A 19,803-nucleotide genomic window follows, 5' to 3' on the forward strand; every position below is an offset into this window, starting at 1 on the left:
TTTATCTTTGCTTTGAATGTCCGCAATGCTCGTTTGAAGCCGTGGCTATCTGGCCCTTGCGGCGGGCGATCTTGTCACAGGCCTTGCAGCGGTACCGGTAACCCGGCTTGCCGCCGCCCCGGCGGTAGAACTCGGAGACCGGCTTGGTCTCCTTGCAGGTGCCACAGGTTTTCGTCTGGGACATGGGGTGCTCCGTTGGTGGTGGATGGGAAAGCCACCGCCACAGTGGCTTTCGAATGACGTCAGGTGCGGTCGGGTGTGATTACCCTCGGGAAGCGAGCGACCTTCCGGAAAGCCACCGTCTGGGTGGCCTTCCGGGGCCTCAATCGCCTATTTTTCCCGAAGCCTCGGCACCGGTCGAACAGGGTGAAGCGGACAGCTGGTCACCGTGCAGGCGGCGACTTGCTGTCGCCACCGTCCCGGCTCGGTCTCGTCGTAGATGCAAGCCTTGCACTTGGCGTCGATGGCTTCACGCAGCGACAGGCGCTGCGGGTCTTGGCCGGTGACGGCCTTGGCGGTGTTCATTCGTCTTCGTGGTCTTTCGGTTGGGGTTGATGGATTGCAGGGCGTGGATATCGGCCCAGAGCGGAGGGATGCCCCCGCCACAGTCACGGCCAAGCGATAGGTCGATGCTCATGGCGGGGGTCTCCCTGTCAGGTCAGCGGGTCAGCCGGTCCCATGGGTCAGGACGGGGCGGGCCCTTGGTTGCGGAGAGGGCGTCCTCGATGGTCTCCCACCGTTCACCCTCAGGCACCGGCGGGGGCGCTGCAGGGCGCGGCTGGTGCTGGTCGGCGATGATGTCGACACGCTGCAGGCCCGGGCCCACGCCCATGACCTCCACAGGCACCTCGCGGCACTGCGGGGGAACGTGGGGCGCTGTGCGGCGGGGGGCCTTGATCCCGCCCCGCCAGACACGCGGGCGGCTACGCATGGTATCCTCGCAAGAGAGCGCGGAGCGGGTCGAGCAAGAGGCCCAGCCCCGCCCCGATTATTGCGGCACCGAGGGCGGTCACAGGGCGCTCCGCCGGTGCTTGGCGTAGGTCTGTGCCTTGGCCTCGACCCGCATATCCCGGTTGATCTCGTCCGCTCTGCGGCGAGCCTCCTGCCCTTCCTCCAGCTGCTGCTGGCGGGCCTTCTCGGCCTCGACGGTGACCTTGAGGGCGCGTTGCAGACGGCGATCACCCTCGAACCCGTCGAGGAGCTCGATCTGGCGGCGGATATCGGCAACGCGAGCTTCCATGGCCTTGCGCCGGTCGCCCTGCACAACCTCGACCGCTTGCACCTTCTGCTGGCCGGTGTTGGGGTCGATCACACGCGCCCCATTCTCGTCGAAGACGGGCACCCAGCGGTGAACCTCTGCCAGCTGCGCGTAGATGCTGGTCTCCTCGTTCTCGAGGTCATAGACCTCACGGGCGATCAGGAGCCGCTCGCGCTCGACCGGGCTCGCGCCCTCACCCGCACCAGCCTTGATCCGGATGTTGACGCTGTTGGCCTTGAGGGCCTCAAGGACAAGCTCATGCTCACGCTGGGCGCGCTGGTCAGCGGGTACCCGGGCGAGTTGGGCCTCGATTCCGCCGCGCTTGTCCGGGGGCAGGATGGAGACCGAGAAACGCTCGGGGGCGTTGAACGCGCCGCCGCCGGTGAGCTTCACGGGGCTCGGCACGGCGAGCGGGTCGAACTGGGCAAGACGCTCGGCAAGCTCCCGATCCTCGGGGGCGATGTCGTAGCTGGTCGGCTCGAAGTCGGAGCCGGTGGTGTCCACGACCAGATGGGCGCGGTCGGTGGTGGTGTTGTCCATGATGGACCTTCCGAATGCTGGTGCCGTGAGCCAGCGCGTTGGATGAGACCCAGCCACGGCGCTGGGGTGCCGACAGGGCCCGCGAGGGCACCGCCGGTAGATTGAAGGGATGGATGGGGTTCGGGCTTGGGTGTGTGGTGAGGTTCTGGGCCCCGCCCCGCCACCCATGGCCCGAAAGCAGCCAGACAGGGCGAGGCCCACCGTGCGCTCGACCCACCTGCGGGGAGCGCGACGGAACTGTGGGAACTGAAGAGGCACCGTCGGTGGCGACAGGTGCGGATATATCGACCCCCGCCCCCGTCTCTACCTAAGGATCACCTACGGGTACTGACATTGGGGATGAGGTGGGTGTGGATGAGGTAGAGCCTAGGGTACACCGGAAGGTACCAACATAGGGATTGAGGTGGGTATGGATGGGGTAGAACCCAGAGTACACCTACAGGTACCCATAGAGTACCAACATGCCCTTCCCCCCCTACCCCCCCTTCCCACGGGTCTTCGGGGTTCTCCGGTGCCTTGAATCTGTCCCGCCGCGCCACCAGCCGCGAAGGTTCTTTCTCCAAGAGGGTGTGCTAATTGCTCTGTTTTAGAAACGCCCTGATTTCTCATTCGTTTGCAGGTCAATCCTCTCGCCGGTCTTACGGATCGCGGGCAGGACTTCCTTCGTCACCCAATCTTGGAAGGGACGGGCGGTGTCCTTATCGCTGCGGAGGATCAGTTTGTAGAGGCCACTCTCGGACAGCACGGTGGCTCCCCGGTGCGGCCAAGGGCTATCCCCAAGGCTACCCGCAATCTGGCTGCGGGTAACCAGCTGCTTCTCGTCCTCATGCAAGCGGTTCGTGTACATATAGACGCCCCGCCGTACATCCAGTCCGAGGCACCGGCAGACGTCTGCCGCGTGGAACCACGGCTCCCCGTCGAGTTCGATGGTGCGGAGGTTCTTTCTCCAAGAGGGTGTGCTAATTGCACCGTCCACCAGCCGCCACTTGCAAGGCCCCTTAGCGTCCCGCGTTTGACAGGTCCGGTACTGCCCTAGCTCGGCGTAAAACTCGGGACGCTACGCATGGTGGAAACCCGCAGAAAACCGCGGGTCGGATGGGCCATTTTTGGGGAGGCTAGGTCCGCTTCACCAGCGGTCCCGGGAAGGTCACGTCCGGATACTCGATAAGTCCGATGAGCTCCGCCTTGCGGGCCAGCGTGACCCCGTCGGGATTGTACTCGCGATAAGTGAACCCGCGCTCGTGGCCCAGCACCTGAGCCCATTCGTTCTCAGGCACTCCCTTGCGTTCCATGATCTTGGTCACGTTCTTGCGGAACGAGTGGAACGTCTTGCGCCGCTCGGTGAACCCCCGGGAAGTCTTGAAGCGGGAGAACTCCTTGCTCGCATCCTGCCCCGGCTTCTTGCCCGGGCCCTCAGGATTGAACCCGGGCCACACCCGCGCATCCGGCGTGCCCTTGAGCTTGCCCAGCCATGCAATGCGGGGGTGCAGGGGGACTTGCCGGTTACCGGCGGGGGTCTTGGCGTCCTTGACCTCGATGTAGGTCACGCCCTCCGCCTCGCGGATATCGCCCAGCGTGAGTGAAGCGATCTCGTTCAGGCGCATGCCAGTGTGCAATGCGACCACCATGACCTCGGCAAGGTCGGCGCGGCTGGGCGGGGGAGAGAAGAGCCGCTGCAGTTCGTCGACGGTCCACGGCAGGTAGCCCAGCAGGTTCTTCCCGGGGCGTATCTTCTGGTGCAGCCCGGTGAAGGGGTTCTTGCCCTCGCAGTGCCCGCGATCCTCCGCCCACCGCCAAAGCTCTTGCAGGGTGGTGGCGTGGCGATTGAGCGTGGATGCCGACAAGCCGGTCGCGTTCCCTCCGTGCTCTTTCTGAATCTCCGCCCACGTCATGGTCTTGCTCTTGGGCGACCGAGACCACAGAGGATTGAGCCTCCGCAGCGCGTCCATGAACCCAGCCGCATCCGCTCGGGACACGGCCCGGATTGGCCGGTTCCCGCAGTAGCCCGCAAAGAGCCGGAAGGTCGCCTCTTTCTGCTGGCGGGTGTTGCTTTCCTTGAGCCCGCCCTGCGTGGCCCAGAGCTTCACATAGGTGTCGGCGAGCTCCGAGAAGCTCGGCTCGAGCTCCCGGCGCGGTTCCACCTTCTGGCCCCGCAGTTCCTTGAGGGCGTCCTGCAGGCCCTTCAGCCGCGCTTCAGCAGCTGCCGTGAGCCGGTCCCGCTCGGCTTGATCCGCAATCTTGTCGATCTCGTGCTCGATCCCGGCCTCGGTTGGATCATCCTCGGTGTCGGTGATCAGGACGTACTCGCCCATGAGCGCAGCCTTCCGCCCCGCCTCATACACCTCCCGCAGGGCCGCGCTGGTGGTGGCGCTGGTGCCCGAGAGTGCGGCCCATTCGGCCCGGAGCCCCGCCTCCCACGCTTCCGCCTCTGCTTTGGCAGAGGGCTTGTCGAGGGAACGGAGGGTCTTCTGGAGGAACTCTTGGCCCCCGTGGCGGTCCTGCAGGGCCTTGGGGATGCGGACCTTCGCCCGCCACTTGTTGTGCCTGTTCTGTAAGGTCGCCACCTTTGTCTCCGATTCTCTGTGGGCCAGTTCTGTGGGCCAGCTTTGTGGGCCAGCTTTGTGGTCCAAGAGCCTCTGAAATACAAGGGTTTCGTGAGGTTTCAAGGCGTTAAGGGGTGCTTGTCTCGGGCTCCTGTCACCCCTGCCAAGCGCCGGTATTTCCGCAGCCCTTGCGTGCCGCGACTTTCCCGCATTTACGGTTTTCGATCGCGGCGCCCGGCCGCGCGTGCGGCGGTCATGCCGCCGTCACCGCGCGCAGGTTTGTCGCCTGATCAGTATTCCTCGGGCTCTTCGGGGGTTTCGGCGTGGAAATCCTTGCCCGCCTTGCGCTCGCCGCGGGCCAACTTGAACACCACGCCCGACAGCAGCAGCAGCGCCAGCAGGTTGGGCAGCACCATCAGCGCATTGGCAATGTCGCCCATGCGCCAGATCAGATCCGATTCGCGGCTTGCCCCGACATAGATGCCCACGCACCACAGCACCCGCCAGCCAATGTGCAGCAGCTTTTCCCCGCTTCGGGTCGAGCCCGGGATGCGGTCGTAGATGAAGGTGATCGCGCGCTCGCCGTAATAGCTCCATGTCAGCAGCGTGGTGAACACGAACAGGATCAGCGCGATGCTCGCGATCAGCGTGCCGATCGGGATTGCGGCGACCTGATAGGGGAACGCCGCGGCAAAGGCACCGCTGGTCACCGCGAAGCCGTTGAGATCGGATTGCCACGCGTGCTTCACCGCTTCGCCGCCATGGGTGAAGGGGCCTTCGACCGTGAGAATCACCAGCGCCGTCATGGTGCAGATCACGATGGTGTCGATGAACGTGCCGAGCATCGCCATGCGGCCCTGCTGTTCGGGATCGTCGGTTTGCGCCACGGCGTGCGCGATCGGGGTCGAACCCTGACCCGCCTCGTTCGAGAACAGCCCGCGCGCAACGCCCGCCCGGATCGCCAGGATCACCGCCGCGCCGACGAAACCGCCGCTTGCCGCCTGCGGGTTGAACGCGCCGTGGAAGATGCGCTGGAAGGTTTCCGGAATGTCCTGCAGGTTGAGCAGGATCGCGAGGATCGCCATGACGATGTAGGCGGCGGCCATGAACGGCACGACGCTTTCGGCGACGCGGCCGATCGACTTGATCCCGCCGATGATGACGACGAACACCGCGCCCGCAACGATCAGGCCGGCGACCCATTCCTCCATGCCGAACAGCTCGTTGAAGCTATCCGCCACGGCGTTCGCTTGAATGCCGTTACCGGTGACCAGCGCCGAAATCAGTGTGCCGACGCAGAAGAATACCGCCAGCCAGGTCCATTTCGGGCCGAGGCCGAGCATGATGTAGCTCATCGGGCCGCCGCGCTTGGTCCCGTCGCTGGTGGTTTCGCGGTAACGGATCGCGAGGCTGCCTTCGGCGAAGGCGAGCGCCATGCCGAACAGCGCCGTAATCCACATCCAGAAGATCGCCCCCGGCCCGCCCAGCGCGATTGCGGTGGCCACCCCGGCGAGGTTGCCGGTGCCCACCTGTCCAGAAAGCGCGGTGGAAAGTGCGGCAAAGGGGCTGATTTCGCCCGCGCCTTCGCCCTTGCGGCCCGCGAACAGCCCCTTGATCGAGGCGCCGAGTTTGGTCACCGGATAGAAGCGCAGGCCCGCCATGAACCACAGGCCCGCACCCAGCAGCAGCACCGCCAGCGGGGGTATCGGGATGACCTGCACCCCGTCCCAGGTTCCGCCCCAGATGAAATCCGCCACATTGGTGACGGGGCCGAGCAGCACTTCGTCGAAGGTTGCGGGCTGGCCTGCTGCCATAAATCGTGATCCCCGAATTTGTGTGGTCTTTATGACCCTGTTGTGTCGGCCGCGCACGCTAGAGGCCGCGTGTGGCCTTGCCTAGTCCCGCAGCCACGCTTTTCCGCATCGCCCCCCGGCTGATGCACGCGTGCATCATCTTGCATTTGCCGCGGGCCGCGCGTAAGAGCCTTGCGTCTTCCCGACATCGGCAATCATTGGGCCCCTCCGGCGACCTTGTCCCGGACGGCGCGGACCCCTACCTGAAAGCCGCCGGGCAAGATGCAAGGCTATCGCGAAGGAACCGGGCTATCATGGCCGAACAGAAAAACGTTGCTGAAGAAAAGAAGCGCAAGACCTCGGTGGCGGAATTCGTCAGCCAGGTGCGCACCGAAACCGGCAAGATCGTGTGGCCGACCCGCGAGGAAACCGTCCGCACGGCGATCTTCGTGTTCATCTTCATGCTGATCCTGTCGCTGTTTTTCCTCGGCATCGACAGCGTGTTCGGAGCGCTGGTGCGCGCCGCGATCGGCCTGCTGCAGTAAGGCCCGCTTTTCTCCGGGCTTGCCCCGTCAGACGCATTTCCAAGGACACACCATGGCTCGCTGGTACATCATCCACGCTTATTCGGGTTTCGAGAACAAGGTCCGCGACGCGATTATTTCCGAAGCCGATCGGCTCGGCCTGTCGGACGGGGTCGAGGACGTGCAGGTCCCGACCGAAACCGTGACCGAAGTGAAGCGCGGCAAGAAGGTTCAGGTCGAACGCAAGTTCATGCCCGGCTATGTGCTGGCCAAGCTGAACATGACCGACGACATCTACCACCTCGTCAAGAACACGCCGAAGGTCACCGGCTTCCTCGGTTCGGGCAACAAGCCGCAGCCGATTTCCGAAAAGGAAGCCGCGCGCTATTTCGGCGGGGTGGAAGAAGCCAAGGCCGCGCCCAAGCGCGACATCAGCGTCGATTACGAGATCGGCGATTCGGTCAAGGTGCTCGACGGCCCGTTCGCCAGCTTCAACGGCATCGTGGAAGAGCTCGATTTCGACAAGGCCAAGGTCAAGGTGTCGGTCTCGATCTTCGGCCGCGCGACCCCGGTCGAGCTCGATTTCGAGCAAGTGGAACTCGCGAAGTAAAAACCCGCCCGGGCATCTGTCAGCGCAAGCGGCGCTTCGCGACGCGCGAAGCGGCGGATGCGGCGGCGCTGGCGGCGGAGGTTCCCTTGCGCACCTACAAGTGCGCGCTGTGCCACCGCTTCCACCTCACCAGCCGCACCAAGGGACTGCGTCCGCCCCGAGATTTGGCGCGCGCGGTTTCGGTTGATTTTCTCGGCCCGCCCGACTAAGCGCGCGCCTTCGCTGCCCGTGGGGTAGTGATTCCGTGCGGGAGCCCCTGTGATGCACGCAGCAGGGGCGTTTGACCGCTTAACATGAGCCCGGATGGAAACAGCCGGGCAACAGTGCGACAGGAGTAAGGCCTCATGGCCAAGAAAATCGAAGGCTATATCAAGCTGCAGGTGCCCGCGGGCTCTGCAACGCCCTCGCCGCCGATCGGCCCGGCGCTGGGTCAGCGCGGCGTCAACATCATGGAATTCTGCAAGGCGTTCAACGCCTCCACGCAGGAGATGGAAAAGGGCATGCCGATCCCGACCGTGATCACGGTCTATGCGGATCGCTCGTTCACCTTCATCACCAAGACCCCGCCCGCGTCCTACTTCCTCAAGAAGGCCGCCAAGCTGTCGTCGGGCTCGAAGGAACCGGGCAAGGTTGTCGCCGGCAAGGTGACCCAGAGCCAGATCCGCGAAATCGCGGAAGCCAAGATGGCCGATCTTAACGCCAACGACGTCGACATGGCGATGCGCATCATCGAGGGTTCTGCCCGTTCGATGGGCCTTGAAGTGGTGGAGGGCTGATCCGATGGCGAAGATTACCAAGAAGGCAAAGGTGCTCGCAGGTCTCGATCGCGAGAAGCTCTATTCGGTCGAAGAAGCGCTGGCCACCCTGCGCCAGTTCAAGGGCAAGTTTGACGAAACCGTCGAAGTCGCCATGAACCTCGGCGTCGATCCGCGTCACGCCGACCAGATGGTGCGCGGCATGGTGTCGCTGCCCTCGGGCACCGGCAAGGACGTGAAGGTTGCGGTGTTCGCGCGCGGCGACAATGCCGAAAAGGCGCTGGCCGCCGGGGCCGACAAGGTCGGTGCGGAAGACCTCATGGAAGACATGATGGCCGGCAACCTCGACTATGACCGCGTGATCGCGTCGCCCGACATGATGGGCATCGTCGGTCGTCTGGGCAAGGTGCTCGGCCCCAAGGGCCTGATGCCTAACCCCAAGCTCGGCACCGTGACCCCGAACGTGGCGCAGGCCGTGACCGACGCCAAGGCTGGTCAGGTCGAATTCCGCGTGGAAAAGCAGGGCATCATCCACTCGGGCATCGGCAAGCTCAGCTTCTCCGATGACGCGCTGAAGGCCAACTTCAAGGCGCTGACCGAAGCGGTGGTCAAGGCCAAGCCGTCGGGTGCCAAGGGCAAGTATGTCCGCAAGGTCACCGTGACGTCGTCGATGGGCCCCGGCCTCAAGGTCGACCTCGGCGAAGTCGAAGGCGCCTAAGCCAGACGAAGCGGGCGTTTTTTGCGCCCGGCTTTCTGCACAGAACGAAGGGTCGGGAGCCGGTTGGCTTTCCGGCCCTTTCGTTTGCGGCTTGCGTCGATTACCCCCTTGATTTCTCGCCCCGCAGCGCCACTTTATCGGGATAGCCGGGCGGGCTTCTCTCCCTCTCTTCGCCGCGCGGTTTTCGAGAACAAAAGGACCGTTAATGGCCGTTTCACCCGACGACGGGTCGTATCTTGATCCCAAGTGGTTTGTCATCGGCTTCGCGTTCGCCGCTGTTGCGCTCATTCTGCATTACGATCTCAGGCTCGGCATCGCCGCAGGTGCGCTGTTGGGCGTGATTGCCGCGCTGTGGCTCTATTTCGTCTTGCGTTTCGGCCTGCTCGGCGGAGACCGGCCTTCGGAACGCCGGATGATGCTCGACCGGTTCCGCCAGCAGCTCAGCAACCGCAGCAGCGCGGCCGATCAGGCCGATGACGGCGATAGCGGATCAGGCGCGTAGTCCGGCGCGGATCCGCGCCAATATCCCGGAACGTTCGGCCAGCGTTCTGGCCTGTGCAACGCCGCTATCAAACGCCCCGCGCGAGGCCAGCAGCGCCCGGTTGGCCAGCGTCGGGCGCAGCAAGACGAGGCTGGAACAGGCGGCGCTGTGGGTGCCGAACATCGCCTTGTGCGCGCCTTCGCCTTCGGTGAAGTCGAACCACCGATAACGTTCTTCGGCAAACAACCGCTCGAGCGCATCCATCTGCAGCACCGTCCCGGGGGACAGGCGCGCATGGTCGGGATCATAGCCCAGATGCGCATAGACCAGCGTCGCCCCGGTTACCGGCAGCGACAGATAGGCGATGGCGCTTCCGCCCGCGTGCAGCAGGAAGGCGCGCATCCGGCCATCCTCCGCCGCTTCCATCATTGCGCGCCGTGCGGCCGCACTGTCGGGGAGCCCCGCATCGAGCAGCCGCGCCTGATAGGTGCGCGCCGACAGCGGTAGCGCGGCGGCAAGAAAGGCTTCGATCTCGGCAGGGGTGCGGTGTTCGGTCACGGTGTAACCGCCGGTCTCCTCGGCCAGTTTGCGCGCCTTGCGCCGCAGGGTCGATCGGGTCTTGCCCGAAAACCGCGCGAGATAGTCGGCAAAACTGCCCGCCATGTCGATATAGTGGCGCCGATAATCCTGCCGTCCGCCTGCGAGAAAGCCGGGATAGCGCGCGGTGATCGCGGTCAGCCGATCGCTGGGCGCTGAAAGGACGCGCAGCCCGTCGGGGCCGGGATCGGGCGGTTCGGGCAGGTCGCTTGCCAGCACCTGTTCAAGCCCGAAGCTCCATGTCGCAATTGTGCGCGGCACCGCCAGCAGACGGCGGGCGCCGATGGTGAAATCGATCGGAACGCGCTGCGCTGCGGCCATCATGCGGCCCCTAAAGCGCGCCGTAGAGCGTGTTCGAGACAAACTGCTCGGCCAGCCGCATCCCGGTGCGGATCGTGCTGGCGGGCAGCGGCTCGCTCGGGTTGCCGGGCGTGGCCAGCGGAGGCGGATTGTCGCGGAAGTTCCCGGTCTCGATCCTGCGCATGGTTGCCAGGCTGCGCACCAGTCCGGCGAAGCGGCGGCGCACGATGCGGTTCACCGCAAGCTTGCGACGGTTGATGAGTTCGAAGGAGTGGCTCACCAGCGTGAAGCTTTCCCGCCCGCTATCGCGCGCATGGCGGATCGCGGCGAGCATTTCGGCAAGCGTCAGCGCGGTGATCTGGGCGTGGCGCTGGCCGCCGCTGATGGTGCCGATTGTGCCGGCCGGAACCTCGATCACGCCCTCGTGCAGCACCGGATCACGATCGTTCGGGCCCAGGCTGATCCGGCACACGCCGTCGGTCAAGGCCGGGCAATGGCTCGCATCATAGGTGATGCCGATATGCGCCAGCGCCCGCAGCGTTGCATCGTCGGCACCGTAATTGCCCGCGCGAAAGGCGACCGGGACCGGTGCGCCCGCCGCCACCAGAGTGCGTCGGGCATATTCGAGAATTGCGCACTGATCCTCGAACGGGAAATCGGCGATGTTCTTGCCCGTCCGCCGGGATCGCAGCGGATTGGCGGCACCGGCAAGTTCGAGCCATTCGGTGTGGCAATGCAACTGCACGTCCTGCCCGGCAGCGACGATCGGGCCGACCACGTCCTCTATCGCCGCGACGCCCCAGACAAGCGCGGGCATCGGATCGACGAAAAACACGGCTTTCTGCCCGTGGCGGGCCAGCAATTCGAGCTTGTGGGGGATGCCCGCCGGACCTTCGGGTGTGAGGCACGCGATCGAGCGGGTATAGTTTTCTGCCCGGTCGGCCGACCCCGGCCCGGTATAGAGCCCCGAGGAATACTCGGTGTCGATGGTGAGGAATACACGGGTCATCACGCCCAATACCTTAAAGGCAAAGGGTTAAGAGCCCGTGATGATGTATCTTTTTGCGCCGAAACGCGTCAGATGCCGCCTGGCGTGCAGTCGTGTCCGTGGGTGGAAAGCCCGTCGCTAAGGGCGTCGCAACAGCTTTTCAGGTCTTCCGCGCTGGTCGAGCGAACCACGAAATTCGCCCCCACCCGGCCTTCGCGGAAGAACGGATAGGAGCCGATCTGGCAGGTTTCGTGCTCGGCTTCGACCTGTCGCAGCAGATCGGCAACCTCGCTTTCGGCGACCCAGCAGCCGATCGTTTCGGACAGCAGCGGCGCGCCGCCTTCGAGCTGGCCGGTGAGCGCGTCGAGCATGCCGGCGGTGATGTGCGGCACGCCCGCCATCAGGAACAGGTTGCCGCGGCGGATGCCCGGCGCCCCCGACATGCGGTTGGGGATGAGCTCCGAGCCTTCGGGCACCCGCGCCATCCTTAGGCGACCTTCGTTGAGCCCGCCCTTGCTGGCGTAATAGCGTTCGAGCAGCGCCCGCGCTTCGGGGTGGATGACGACCGGCACGCCCAGCGCCGCGGCGACCGCGTCCACGGTGATGTCATCATGGGTCGGGCCGATCCCGCCGGTGGTGAACAGGTAATCGTAGGCTGCTCGCAGCGCGTTGACCGCTTCGACGATGCGGCTCTCTACGTCCGGCACAACCCGCACCTCGGCCAGGCGGATGCCCTGCACCTGTAGCCAGCTCGCCACCTGTGCGATGTTCTTGTCCTGCGTGCGGCCGGAGAGGATTTCGTCGCCGATGACGATGAGCCCGGCGGTCCAGATTTTTTCGGGAGAGGTCATGAGAGGGGATTAGGCGCTTCGTCTGATCGTCTCAAGCGCGTACAGCAGCCGGTGGCACAAGAACCGGTTGCGTCAGCAACCGCAAGGCCGACCGGCCGCCCGCAGCGATGCGACCTTCAGGTCGCGTGAGCGAGGATATCGCCGCCCGGAGGGGCTGCGCACATCATTCAGCCGCCTCCAGCTGCTCCTCGCCGCGCTGCGCGTTGGCGCCCGGCTTGGTGAAGGTCAGGAAACCGTCTGTCAGCGGATCGTCCTTCATGCGCTTGCGATCGACCACGTATTCCTGATTCAGGCGCCAGGGATAGCTGATCGAGTTGCGCGGCATGATGTGCTTGCCGCGCTGGATATAGCCGGACGAGAAATCGAACACGTCGTCCTCGACGATCTTCGCTTCTTCTTCCGGCGTCAGCACCGGGGTGGCGATGGATGCGCCGGTCTTACGCATGTGTTCGAGCACGCGGCAGACGTAATCGGAATTGATGTCCGCCCGCAGCGTCCAGCTGGCATTGAGATAACCGAACACCACCGCAAGGTTGGGCAGGTTCGAGAACATGCAGCCCTTGTAATAAAAGCGTTCGTTGAACGCGACCGGCTCGCCGTCGACGCTGATGGCGATCTTGCCTGCCACCGCCAGTTTCAGGCCCGTCGCGGTCACCACGATATCGGCAGGCAGGAACTGCCCGTCGGCAAGCCGCACGCCGCCCTTTTCGAACTTGGCGATATGGCCCGTCACGACGCTGGCCTTGCCGGCCTTCATCGCCTTGAACAGGTCTTCGTCGGGTACCAGACACAGGCGCTGTTCCCACGGATTATAGGGCGGGGTGAAGGTGTCCTTGTCGTAATCCGGGCCCAGCGCCTTCTCGATCTTCTTGTAGAGCGCGTCCTTCACCTTCTGCGGATTGTCGCGCGCCAGTTTGAAGCTGAAATCCTGCATCTTGATGTTTTTGAACCGGGTGATCCGGTAGGCGAGGCTTTCTGGCAGGAATTTGCGCAGGGTGTTGGCGATCCAGTCCTTCGCCGGGCGGGTGAACATCCACGTCGGCGTGCGCTGGAGCATCGTCACGTGCCCGGCATCCTTCGCCATCGACGGCACGATCGTCACCGCCGTCGCGCCGGAGCCGATCACCACCACGTTCTTGCCCGCGTAATCGAGATCCTCGGGCCAGAATTGCGGGTGGATCACCTGGCCTTCGAATTCGCCGAAATCGAAGCCCGCATCATAGGGCTCGTCGTAATCGTAATAGCCCGAGCCGAGATAGAGGAAATTCGCGGTGACATGCGTGCGCGATCCGTCCTTCAGCTCCATTTCGACGTGCCAGCGCGCCTCGTCGTGGCGGAAATCGGCGCTGATGACCTTGTGGCCGAAGCGGATGTGCTGGCGGATGCCGCGTTCATCCACGATCCGGTCGAGATATTCGAGGATCGCAGGCGCGTCGGCGATGCTCTTTTCATGCCGCCACGGTTCGAAATCGAAGCCCAGCGTATGCATGTCGCTGTCCGAACGGATGCCGGGATAGCGGAACAGATCCCACGTCCCGCCAAGATTGTCGCGACGCTCGACGATGGCATAGCTGTGGTGCGGTGCCTTCATCTCCATGTGCGCTGCCATCCCGATGCCGGAAATTCCGGCACCGACGATCAGCACGTCGAAATCTGGCGGTGTGGCAAGCATGACGGGCCCTCTCTCTCCCTTGTTGACGGGGATGTAACCACACGTGCCGAGCAAAAGCGAGTCTTGAATGGCAATCTGCAACTGACTTTTGGGTGACGCGGGCGCGGTGAGCGGTTAGGTGCCGCGGCTATGAGAAAGACGTTGCGCCTGTCCGTTCCGCTGTGTGTCCTTGCCCTTGCTGCGCCGCTGATGGCGCAGGACGAGGAGGTGCCGCAGGACGAAATCATCGTCACCGGTCGCGGGCTCGATCCCGCGCTGTCGAGCGGAATCTATGCCACCACCACGGTGGAACGCGAACAGATCGTCGCCGCGCCTTCGGGCCGGATCGAGGATGTTCTGAGGGGCGTTGCGGGCTTCCAACAATTCCGCCGTTCAGACAGCCGTTCGTCGAACCCTAGCGCGCAAGGGGTGACGCTGCGGGCGCTGGGCGGCAATGCCACCAGCCGCGCGCTGGTGCTGCTCGACGGGGTGCCGCTGGCCGATCCTTTCTTCGGTTATATCCCGCTATCCGCAATTGCGCCCGAAACGCTTGGCCAGATCCGGGTCACGCGCGGCGGCGGCTCCGGGCCGTTCGGGGCAGGGGCGCTCGCCGGGACGATCGAGCTGGAAAGCGCCAATCCCTCCGCCAGCGGGCCGTTCCTCGGCAATGCCGCGATCAATTCGCGCGCCGAGACCGAGGCGAGCGGGGTGCTGACCCAGCGCCTCGGGCGCGGATTCGCGGTTGCCAGCGGACGCTGGGACCGGGGGCAGGGGTTCTACACCACGCCGCAGGACCAGCGCGTGCCCGCCACCGCCCGCGCGGCGTTCGACAGCTGGAATGCCGCCTTGCGCGGTGTCGCTCCGTTGACGGACGAGGTTGAGGTGCAGGCCCGCGTGGCCGCTTTTCGCGATACCCGCACTTTGCGTTTCGAGGGTGCGGATTCGCTGAGCGAGGGGCAGGAAGCCTCCTTGCGCATCGTCGGGCGCGGGGCGTGGCAATTCGATGCGCTGGCCTATGTCCAGGCGCGCGATTTCGCCAACATCGTCATCAGTTCTACCCGCTTCACCCCCGTGCTTGACCAGCGGCGCACGCCGTCGACCGGCATCGGCGGGAAGTTCGAGCTGCGCCCGCCGATTGCCGAGGGGCACGATATCCGCATCGGCGCCGATTACCGACGCGCCGACGGCGAATTGCAGGAAGACGCGATCAGCGCCTTTTCCGGCAATATCACCGAACGCCGCCGCGCGGGCGGGGCGACCGCCAATCTCGGCATCTTCGTGGAGGACGACTGGCAGATCGGCCCGGTGATCATCAACGGCGGCCTGCGGGCCGACCGCACCAGCATCACCGGCGGGTTCTATCGCGCGGTCACGCCAGCAGGTGCGCTGGTCAGCGAGCTCATCGCACCCGACCGCAGCGACTGGGCGCTGAGCTGGCGCGCGGGTGCGTCCTTCTATGCCACGCGGCGGCTCGATCTGCGGGCAGCGGCCTATACCGGGCTGCGCCTGCCGACCCTCAATGAACTCTACCGTCCCTTCGTGGTGTTCCCGGTGGTGACCGAGGCCAATGCGGCGCTGGAAAACGAACGGCTCGAAGGCTTCGAGATCGGGCTCGACTGGCAGCCGGTCAATGCGCTGGTGCTGTCGCTCACCGCCTTCGACAACAAGGTGGAAAACGCCATCGCCAATGTCACCATCGCCCCCAACCTGCGCCAGCGGCAGAACCTGCCCGCGATCGAGGCGCAGGGGATCGAGGCAGGGTTGGCCGCCAAGCTGGGCACTGTCAGTCTCGACGGCGCGCTGGCCTGGACCGATGCGACGGTGCGCGGCGAGGGCACCTCGCTGGCGCTGGACGGCAACAGGCCGCCGCAAACACCGGAATTTTCCGCGACACTCACCCTCGGCTGGCAGCCGGCCGCGGGCTGGCGGGTCGCGGGCACCCTGCGGCACGTGTCGACACAGTTCGAGGATGATCTGGAAACCGACCGCCTTGCCCCTGCGACAACGCTCGACGCCTTCCTTGCCGCGCCTTTGGCGGGCAAGCTGTCGCTCGTGCTGCGGGGCGAAAACCTGACCGGCGAGGAGATCGTCACCCGCAATCAGGGCGGGTCAATCGATCTCGGCGTGCCGCGCACTTTCTGGCTGGGACTGCGCTACGGTTTCTGAAGACTGGAAGACGTTTTCGGCAAGCACGTAATAAAGTTACGCGAATACATCATAACGACAGACTGATGCTGCGTTGCAGCACAATATGTTGCATTTATGCTACTGTCCGGCAGAACTTGCCTGTGACTCTTGTTAGGGCGCGCGACCCTGATAGGTTTCAATTCGCAAACCCGAGATCGGCGCCAAGCCGGCAGGATTGTGGAGAGAGGGATAATATGACACGCAAGTTCGCAGCCTTCGCTGGCGGCCTGATGGCCTGCAGCGCGCTTACCACCCCCGCCTTTGCCCAGGACACCGAGAGCGAAGCTCCCGCGGTACGGGACGACAACGTCATCATCGTGACGGCGACCCGCCGTGCGCAGGACGTGCAGGACATTCCGCTGGCGGTGACCGCCATCGCGCCGCAGCAGCTTGAAGCGCAGCGCGTCGTCAACATCCAGCAGATCTCGGCACTGGCACCCAGCTTCACCGCCAGCCAGGCCCAGCTCGCATCGGGTTCGGTCGTGCTGCGCGTGCGCGGCATCGGCACCACTTCCAACAACATCGGCTTCGAAAGCGCCGTCGGCATCTTCATCGACGGTGCCTACCAGTCGCGCCCCGGCGTGGCGCTGAGTGAATTCGTCGATGTCGAGCGGGTCGAAGTGCTGCGCGGTCCGCAGGGCACGCTGTTCGGCCGTAACACCTCGGCGGGTGCGCTCAACATCACCAACGTCCGTCCGGACGTGACCGAATTCGGCGGCTTCGTGAACGCGGAATACGGCAATTTCGACGAAATCAGCCTGCAGGGTGCGGTTAACGTGCCGCTGGTACAGGACACGCTGGCGATGCGCGTCACCGGTGCCTATCGCAAGCGCGACGGCTTCCTCGACGTGGTTGACCGTAACGGCACCAATATCGGCGACACAAACGACGTGGACCAGTGGCTGGTCCGTGGCCAGCTGGGCTGGGATACCGATTCCGGCATGCGTGGTCGCATCATCGTCGACTATTCGAAGAGCAATTCGAGCTGCTGCGGCGCGATCGAGCTGTACCAGTCGCCGCTGGTGACGGCGGGCGCCTATGCTGCGGTCGGGCTCGGTCTCAATGGCGGCAACGGCCAGCCTTCGGTCGCGACCTCGGCGTTCGACCAAGCCGGCTTCGAGCGCGCGATGGACAACCGCACCGTCTCGCTCAACTTCGCTCCGCGCGCCGATGTCGACAACTACGGCGTGACCGGCGAGCTCGAATTCCCGATCTCGGACAGCGCCGACCTGATCTTCATCGGTTCGTGGCGCAAGTATGAAAGCTTCGAAGCCTACGACTCCGATTTCACCGGGCTCGATATCTTCAACGTCGATGCGCTCAACCTCGACCTTGAAACCTGGACTGCCGAATTGCGGCTGCAGGGCGAAGGAATGGACGGCAAGCTGAACTACATGTTCGGCGGCTTCTACTCCGACGAAAGCATCGACCAGTCGGTGAGCTTCGCGCTTGGCCAGGATTATGGCGAAAACGTCGGCGCGCTGCTGTTCGTACCCACTGGCGGTGCACTGGGCGCCAATCCGCTGACGCTGTTCACCGGGGTCGATCCGGCGGGCACCACCAATACCAACCGCTTCCAGCAGAGCGCCAAGAGCTACGCGATCTTCACCCATAACAGCTTCGAGCTCACCGACGGGCTCGAACTGACGCTGGGCGCACGTTATTCGTGGGAAGATAAATCGGGCGGCTTCACCCAGACTGCGGTGAACAACCAGATCTGTCCGGCCACGCTCGGCGCGCTCGGGGCGATCCCGGCGGCGCTGGCACCCTCCTTCATCGGGTTGGGTTGCTTCGGCTTCACCGCGCCTGCGGATCTGCCGCAGTCGGCCGTCCTGCCGCTGGTGCGAACCTTCCAGTCGAACTTCGACGACGAGGAACTGATCTACACCGTCAAGCTGGGTTATGAATTCAGCCCGGCGGTCAATGCCTATGCCAGCTTCACCCATGGCTACAAGGCGGGCGGTATCAACCTCGATACCACCGCCGCGGTGGCGGGTGCCGACCCGACCTTCCTTTCGGAAGAGGTCGATGCCTATGAAGTGGGCCTCAAGGCGCGGCTGATCGACGATGCGGTGACGCTGAACATCGCGGCGTTCTATGAAGAGTTCACCAACTTCCAGGTGCTCGAATTCACCGGAACCGCGTTCCAGACCTTCAACGTCCCCGTCGCGGAAACGCAGGGCGTGGAAATCGAAGGCCTGATCCGTCCGAACAACGAGCTGACTATCAACTTCGGGGCGACCATCCTCGAAGCCAGCTATCCCGATGATTGTGCGGGCACGCAGACCGCTCCGCAGGTGGTCTCGTTGTGCGGCAATGATCTCACCAACGCGCCGCAGGTTGTCGCTTTGCTGGGCGCGCTTTGGGAAAAGCCGATCAACGATTCGACCGAATTCTTCGTCTCGGGCCAGGTCCGGATGGAGAGCGACCAGCGTACCTCGACCCAGGCCATCGTGCCGCCGAGCGCCGCACAGATCGCTGCGGTCGGCGTTGATGCTGCGGTTGCTGCGCAGCCGCTGATCATCGCGGACATTCAGGACGGCAAGGCCTTCGTGAACCTGCGTGCCGGCCTGCGCTTCGCCGACGGCAAATATTCGCTCGAAGGCTGGGTCAACAACCTGACCGACGAAGTGGTGCGCGGGGTGACCTTCAACACCACGCTGCGCGGTTCGGGTGCGGCCAACTCGCGTTCGGCCTTCACCCTGCCGCCGCGCCAGTACGGCGTGACCCTGCGCGCCAAGTTCTAAGCGCGAAGGGCTCCGGCCAAAGAAAAAGGGCGGCTCGAAAGAGCCGCCCTTTTTTTGTATTGCGTGCCTGCCGCGGCAGACACGCAAACGAACTTACATACCTCTCGCGATCACCATCTTCATGACCTCGTTCGAGCCGCCGAAGATGCGGGTGATGCGGCTGTCCCGGTACATGCGGGCGATCGGGTAGTCGTTGATGAACCCGGCCCCGCCGTGGAACTGCAGGCACTTGTCGACGACTTCACCCTGAAGCTCGGTCACCCAGTATTTCGCCATGCAGGCAGTGGCGACGTCGAGCTCGCCCTTCAGGTGGCGGGCGATGCAGTCATTGACGAAGATCCGCGCCGCGGTGCTGCGGGCCTTCAGGTCGGCCATCACGAACTGGGTGTTCTGGAAATCCCAGATCGTCTGGCCGAAGGCCTTGCGGTTCTTGACGTAGTCCATCGTCGTTTCGAGCGCCTTCTCGATCCCGTTGATCGCGCCCACGGCGATGATCAGGCGTTCCTGCGGCAGCTCGCCCATGAGCTGGTAGAAACCGCGACCTTCGACCCCGCCAAGCACGTTTTCAGCCGGCACGAAGACATTGTCGAAGAACAGCTCCGATGTGTCCGCCGCGTCGAGCCCGATCTTGTCGAGCTTGCGCCCGCGCTGGAAGCCTTCGGCCCCTTCGGTCTCGAGCAGCATCAGCGAAATGCCCTTTGCCCGCTCGTTCGGATCGGTCTTGGCGACGACGATGATGAAGTCGGCGATCTGGCCGCTCGAGATATAGGTCTTCGAGCCGCTGATGCGGTAGCCGTTGCCGTCCTTCACAGCGGTCGTGGTGATCGACTGCAAGTCGGAGCCGACGCCCGGCTCGGTCATGGCGATCGCGCTGACGAGATCGCCCGAGACGAGGCGCGGCAGGTATTTCTGCTTCTGCTCCTCGGTCCCGTGGCGCACGAGGTAGGGCAGGATCACGGTGTTGTGGAGCGAGGCGGCAAAGCCGTCCACGCCGTGCTTCGACTGCTGGTCGATTACCACCAGATCATGCCGGAAATCGCCGCCGTGGCCGCCATATTCGCTCGGCACCGAGACGCCGAGCAGGCCAGCTTCGCCCGCCTCGCGCCAGAATTCGCGTTCGACCTGGCCGTCTTCGCGCCATTTCTCGACGCGCTTCTGGGGGGCGTGCTGCTGGTAGAACTTGCCGACTGCGTCGGCGAAAATGGCGATTTCCTCGTCTTCCATGAAGGCGGGCTGAGGCACGTTGAGAACCGACATTGT

The 19,803-nt window shown here is 64.4% G+C and carries 20 protein-coding genes; 8 read left to right on the top strand and 12 right to left on the bottom strand.

Translation table 11 applies throughout. The features are described from left to right. Window position 1: 1 nt before the first annotated feature. The 7 genes from OIK40_RS09325 to OIK40_RS09355 form a co-directional block, all read right to left on the bottom strand. Entirely contained in the window at window positions 2-184 is a 183-nt protein-coding gene (locus tag OIK40_RS09325; RefSeq protein ID WP_273678046.1) for a hypothetical protein, read from the bottom strand. A 146-nt stretch (window positions 185-330) separates the two neighbouring features. Next, a complete protein-coding gene (locus OIK40_RS09330) occupies window positions 331-525 on the bottom strand; it encodes a hypothetical protein (protein ID WP_273678047.1) in 195 nt (64 codons plus the stop codon). Between the two features lie 133 nt (window positions 526-658). After that, a complete protein-coding gene (locus OIK40_RS09335) occupies window positions 659-931 on the bottom strand; it encodes a hypothetical protein (RefSeq protein ID WP_273678049.1) in 273 nt (90 codons plus the stop codon). A 78-nt stretch (window positions 932-1,009) separates the two neighbouring features. After that, window positions 1,010-1,798: a hypothetical protein gene (locus OIK40_RS09340; RefSeq protein WP_273678050.1), complete on the bottom strand. Its 789-nt coding sequence runs from the start codon at window positions 1,796-1,798 to the stop codon at window positions 1,010-1,012. Between the two features lie 586 nt (window positions 1,799-2,384). Then, complete coding sequence (locus tag OIK40_RS09345; protein WP_273678052.1) at window positions 2,385-2,774, bottom strand: BRO-N domain-containing protein; 390 nt, start codon at window positions 2,772-2,774, stop codon at window positions 2,385-2,387. A 139-nt stretch (window positions 2,775-2,913) separates the two neighbouring features. Then, entirely contained in the window at window positions 2,914-4,362 is a 1,449-nt protein-coding gene (locus OIK40_RS09350) for a tyrosine-type recombinase/integrase (RefSeq protein WP_273678054.1), read from the bottom strand. A 269-nt stretch (window positions 4,363-4,631) separates the two neighbouring features. Continuing rightward, on the bottom strand, window positions 4,632-6,155 hold the full coding sequence (locus tag OIK40_RS09355; RefSeq protein ID WP_273678055.1) for an alanine/glycine:cation symporter family protein: 1,524 nt from the start codon (window positions 6,153-6,155) through the stop codon (window positions 4,632-4,634). 293 nt (window positions 6,156-6,448) lie between these two features. Between OIK40_RS09355 and secE the strand changes: the two genes are divergently transcribed. The 6 genes from secE (at window position 6,449) to OIK40_RS09385 (ending at window position 9,243) form a co-directional block, all read left to right on the top strand. Continuing rightward, complete coding sequence (gene secE / locus OIK40_RS09360; RefSeq protein ID WP_273678057.1) at window positions 6,449-6,679, top strand: preprotein translocase subunit SecE; 231 nt, start codon at window positions 6,449-6,451, stop codon at window positions 6,677-6,679. A 52-nt stretch (window positions 6,680-6,731) separates the two neighbouring features. After that, window positions 6,732-7,268, top strand: coding sequence for a transcription termination/antitermination protein NusG (nusG, locus tag OIK40_RS09365; RefSeq protein ID WP_273678058.1), 537 nt, complete (start codon window positions 6,732-6,734; stop codon window positions 7,266-7,268). An 86-nt stretch (window positions 7,269-7,354) separates the two neighbouring features. Then, window positions 7,355-7,477 (top strand): hypothetical protein, encoded by a 123-nt coding sequence (locus tag OIK40_RS15050; protein ID WP_309557523.1) that lies wholly within the window; start codon window positions 7,355-7,357, stop codon window positions 7,475-7,477. 135 nt (window positions 7,478-7,612) lie between these two features. Further along, window positions 7,613-8,044, top strand: coding sequence for a 50S ribosomal protein L11 (rplK, locus tag OIK40_RS09375; protein WP_273678060.1), 432 nt, complete (start codon window positions 7,613-7,615; stop codon window positions 8,042-8,044). A 4-nt stretch (window positions 8,045-8,048) separates the two neighbouring features. Beyond that, the gene (gene rplA, locus OIK40_RS09380) at window positions 8,049-8,741 is read left to right on the top strand and encodes a 50S ribosomal protein L1 (RefSeq protein WP_273678062.1); all 693 of its coding nucleotides are present in this window, start codon (window positions 8,049-8,051) and stop codon (window positions 8,739-8,741) included. A gap of 205 nt (window positions 8,742-8,946) precedes the next feature. Beyond that, window positions 8,947-9,243, top strand: a complete 297-nt coding sequence (locus tag OIK40_RS09385) for a hypothetical protein (protein WP_273678064.1) — start codon at window positions 8,947-8,949, stop codon at window positions 9,241-9,243. Here OIK40_RS09385 and OIK40_RS09390 read toward each other — a convergent pair. The 4 genes from OIK40_RS09390 to OIK40_RS09405 form a co-directional block, all read right to left on the bottom strand. Then, window positions 9,232-10,143: a GNAT family N-acetyltransferase gene (locus tag OIK40_RS09390; protein WP_273678066.1), complete on the bottom strand. Its 912-nt coding sequence runs from the start codon at window positions 10,141-10,143 to the stop codon at window positions 9,232-9,234. The genes OIK40_RS09385 and OIK40_RS09390 overlap by 12 nt on opposite strands. Before the next feature lie 7 nt (window positions 10,144-10,150). Further along, a complete protein-coding gene (locus OIK40_RS09395; RefSeq protein ID WP_273678164.1) occupies window positions 10,151-11,128 on the bottom strand; it encodes a polysaccharide deacetylase family protein in 978 nt (325 codons plus the stop codon). A gap of 68 nt (window positions 11,129-11,196) precedes the next feature. Next, window positions 11,197-11,958, bottom strand: coding sequence for a competence/damage-inducible protein A (locus tag OIK40_RS09400; protein ID WP_273678068.1), 762 nt, complete (start codon window positions 11,956-11,958; stop codon window positions 11,197-11,199). Window positions 11,959-12,121: 163 nt separating this feature from the next. Further along, the gene (locus tag OIK40_RS09405) at window positions 12,122-13,630 is read right to left on the bottom strand and encodes a flavin-containing monooxygenase (protein WP_273678069.1); all 1,509 of its coding nucleotides are present in this window, start codon (window positions 13,628-13,630) and stop codon (window positions 12,122-12,124) included. 129 nt (window positions 13,631-13,759) lie between these two features. Between OIK40_RS09405 and OIK40_RS09410 the strand changes: the two genes are divergently transcribed. Continuing rightward, window positions 13,760-15,775 carry a TonB-dependent receptor gene (locus OIK40_RS09410; RefSeq protein WP_273678070.1) on the top strand — a complete coding sequence of 672 codons (2,016 nt, stop codon included), beginning with the start codon at window positions 13,760-13,762 and terminating at the stop codon, window positions 15,773-15,775. A gap of 215 nt (window positions 15,776-15,990) precedes the next feature. Then, window positions 15,991-18,543: a TonB-dependent receptor gene (locus OIK40_RS09415; RefSeq protein ID WP_273678071.1), complete on the top strand. Its 2,553-nt coding sequence runs from the start codon at window positions 15,991-15,993 to the stop codon at window positions 18,541-18,543. A gap of 93 nt (window positions 18,544-18,636) precedes the next feature. Here the strand turns inward: OIK40_RS09415 and OIK40_RS09420 are convergent, their stop codons facing one another. After that, window positions 18,637-19,800 carry an acyl-CoA dehydrogenase family protein gene (locus OIK40_RS09420; protein ID WP_273678072.1) on the bottom strand — a complete coding sequence of 388 codons (1,164 nt, stop codon included), beginning with the start codon at window positions 19,798-19,800 and terminating at the stop codon, window positions 18,637-18,639. Window positions 19,801-19,803 lie beyond the last annotated feature (3 nt).

Source organism: Erythrobacter fulvus (genome assembly GCF_028595285.1).
Taxonomy (GTDB): Bacteria; Pseudomonadota; Alphaproteobacteria; order Sphingomonadales; family Sphingomonadaceae; genus Erythrobacter; species Erythrobacter fulvus.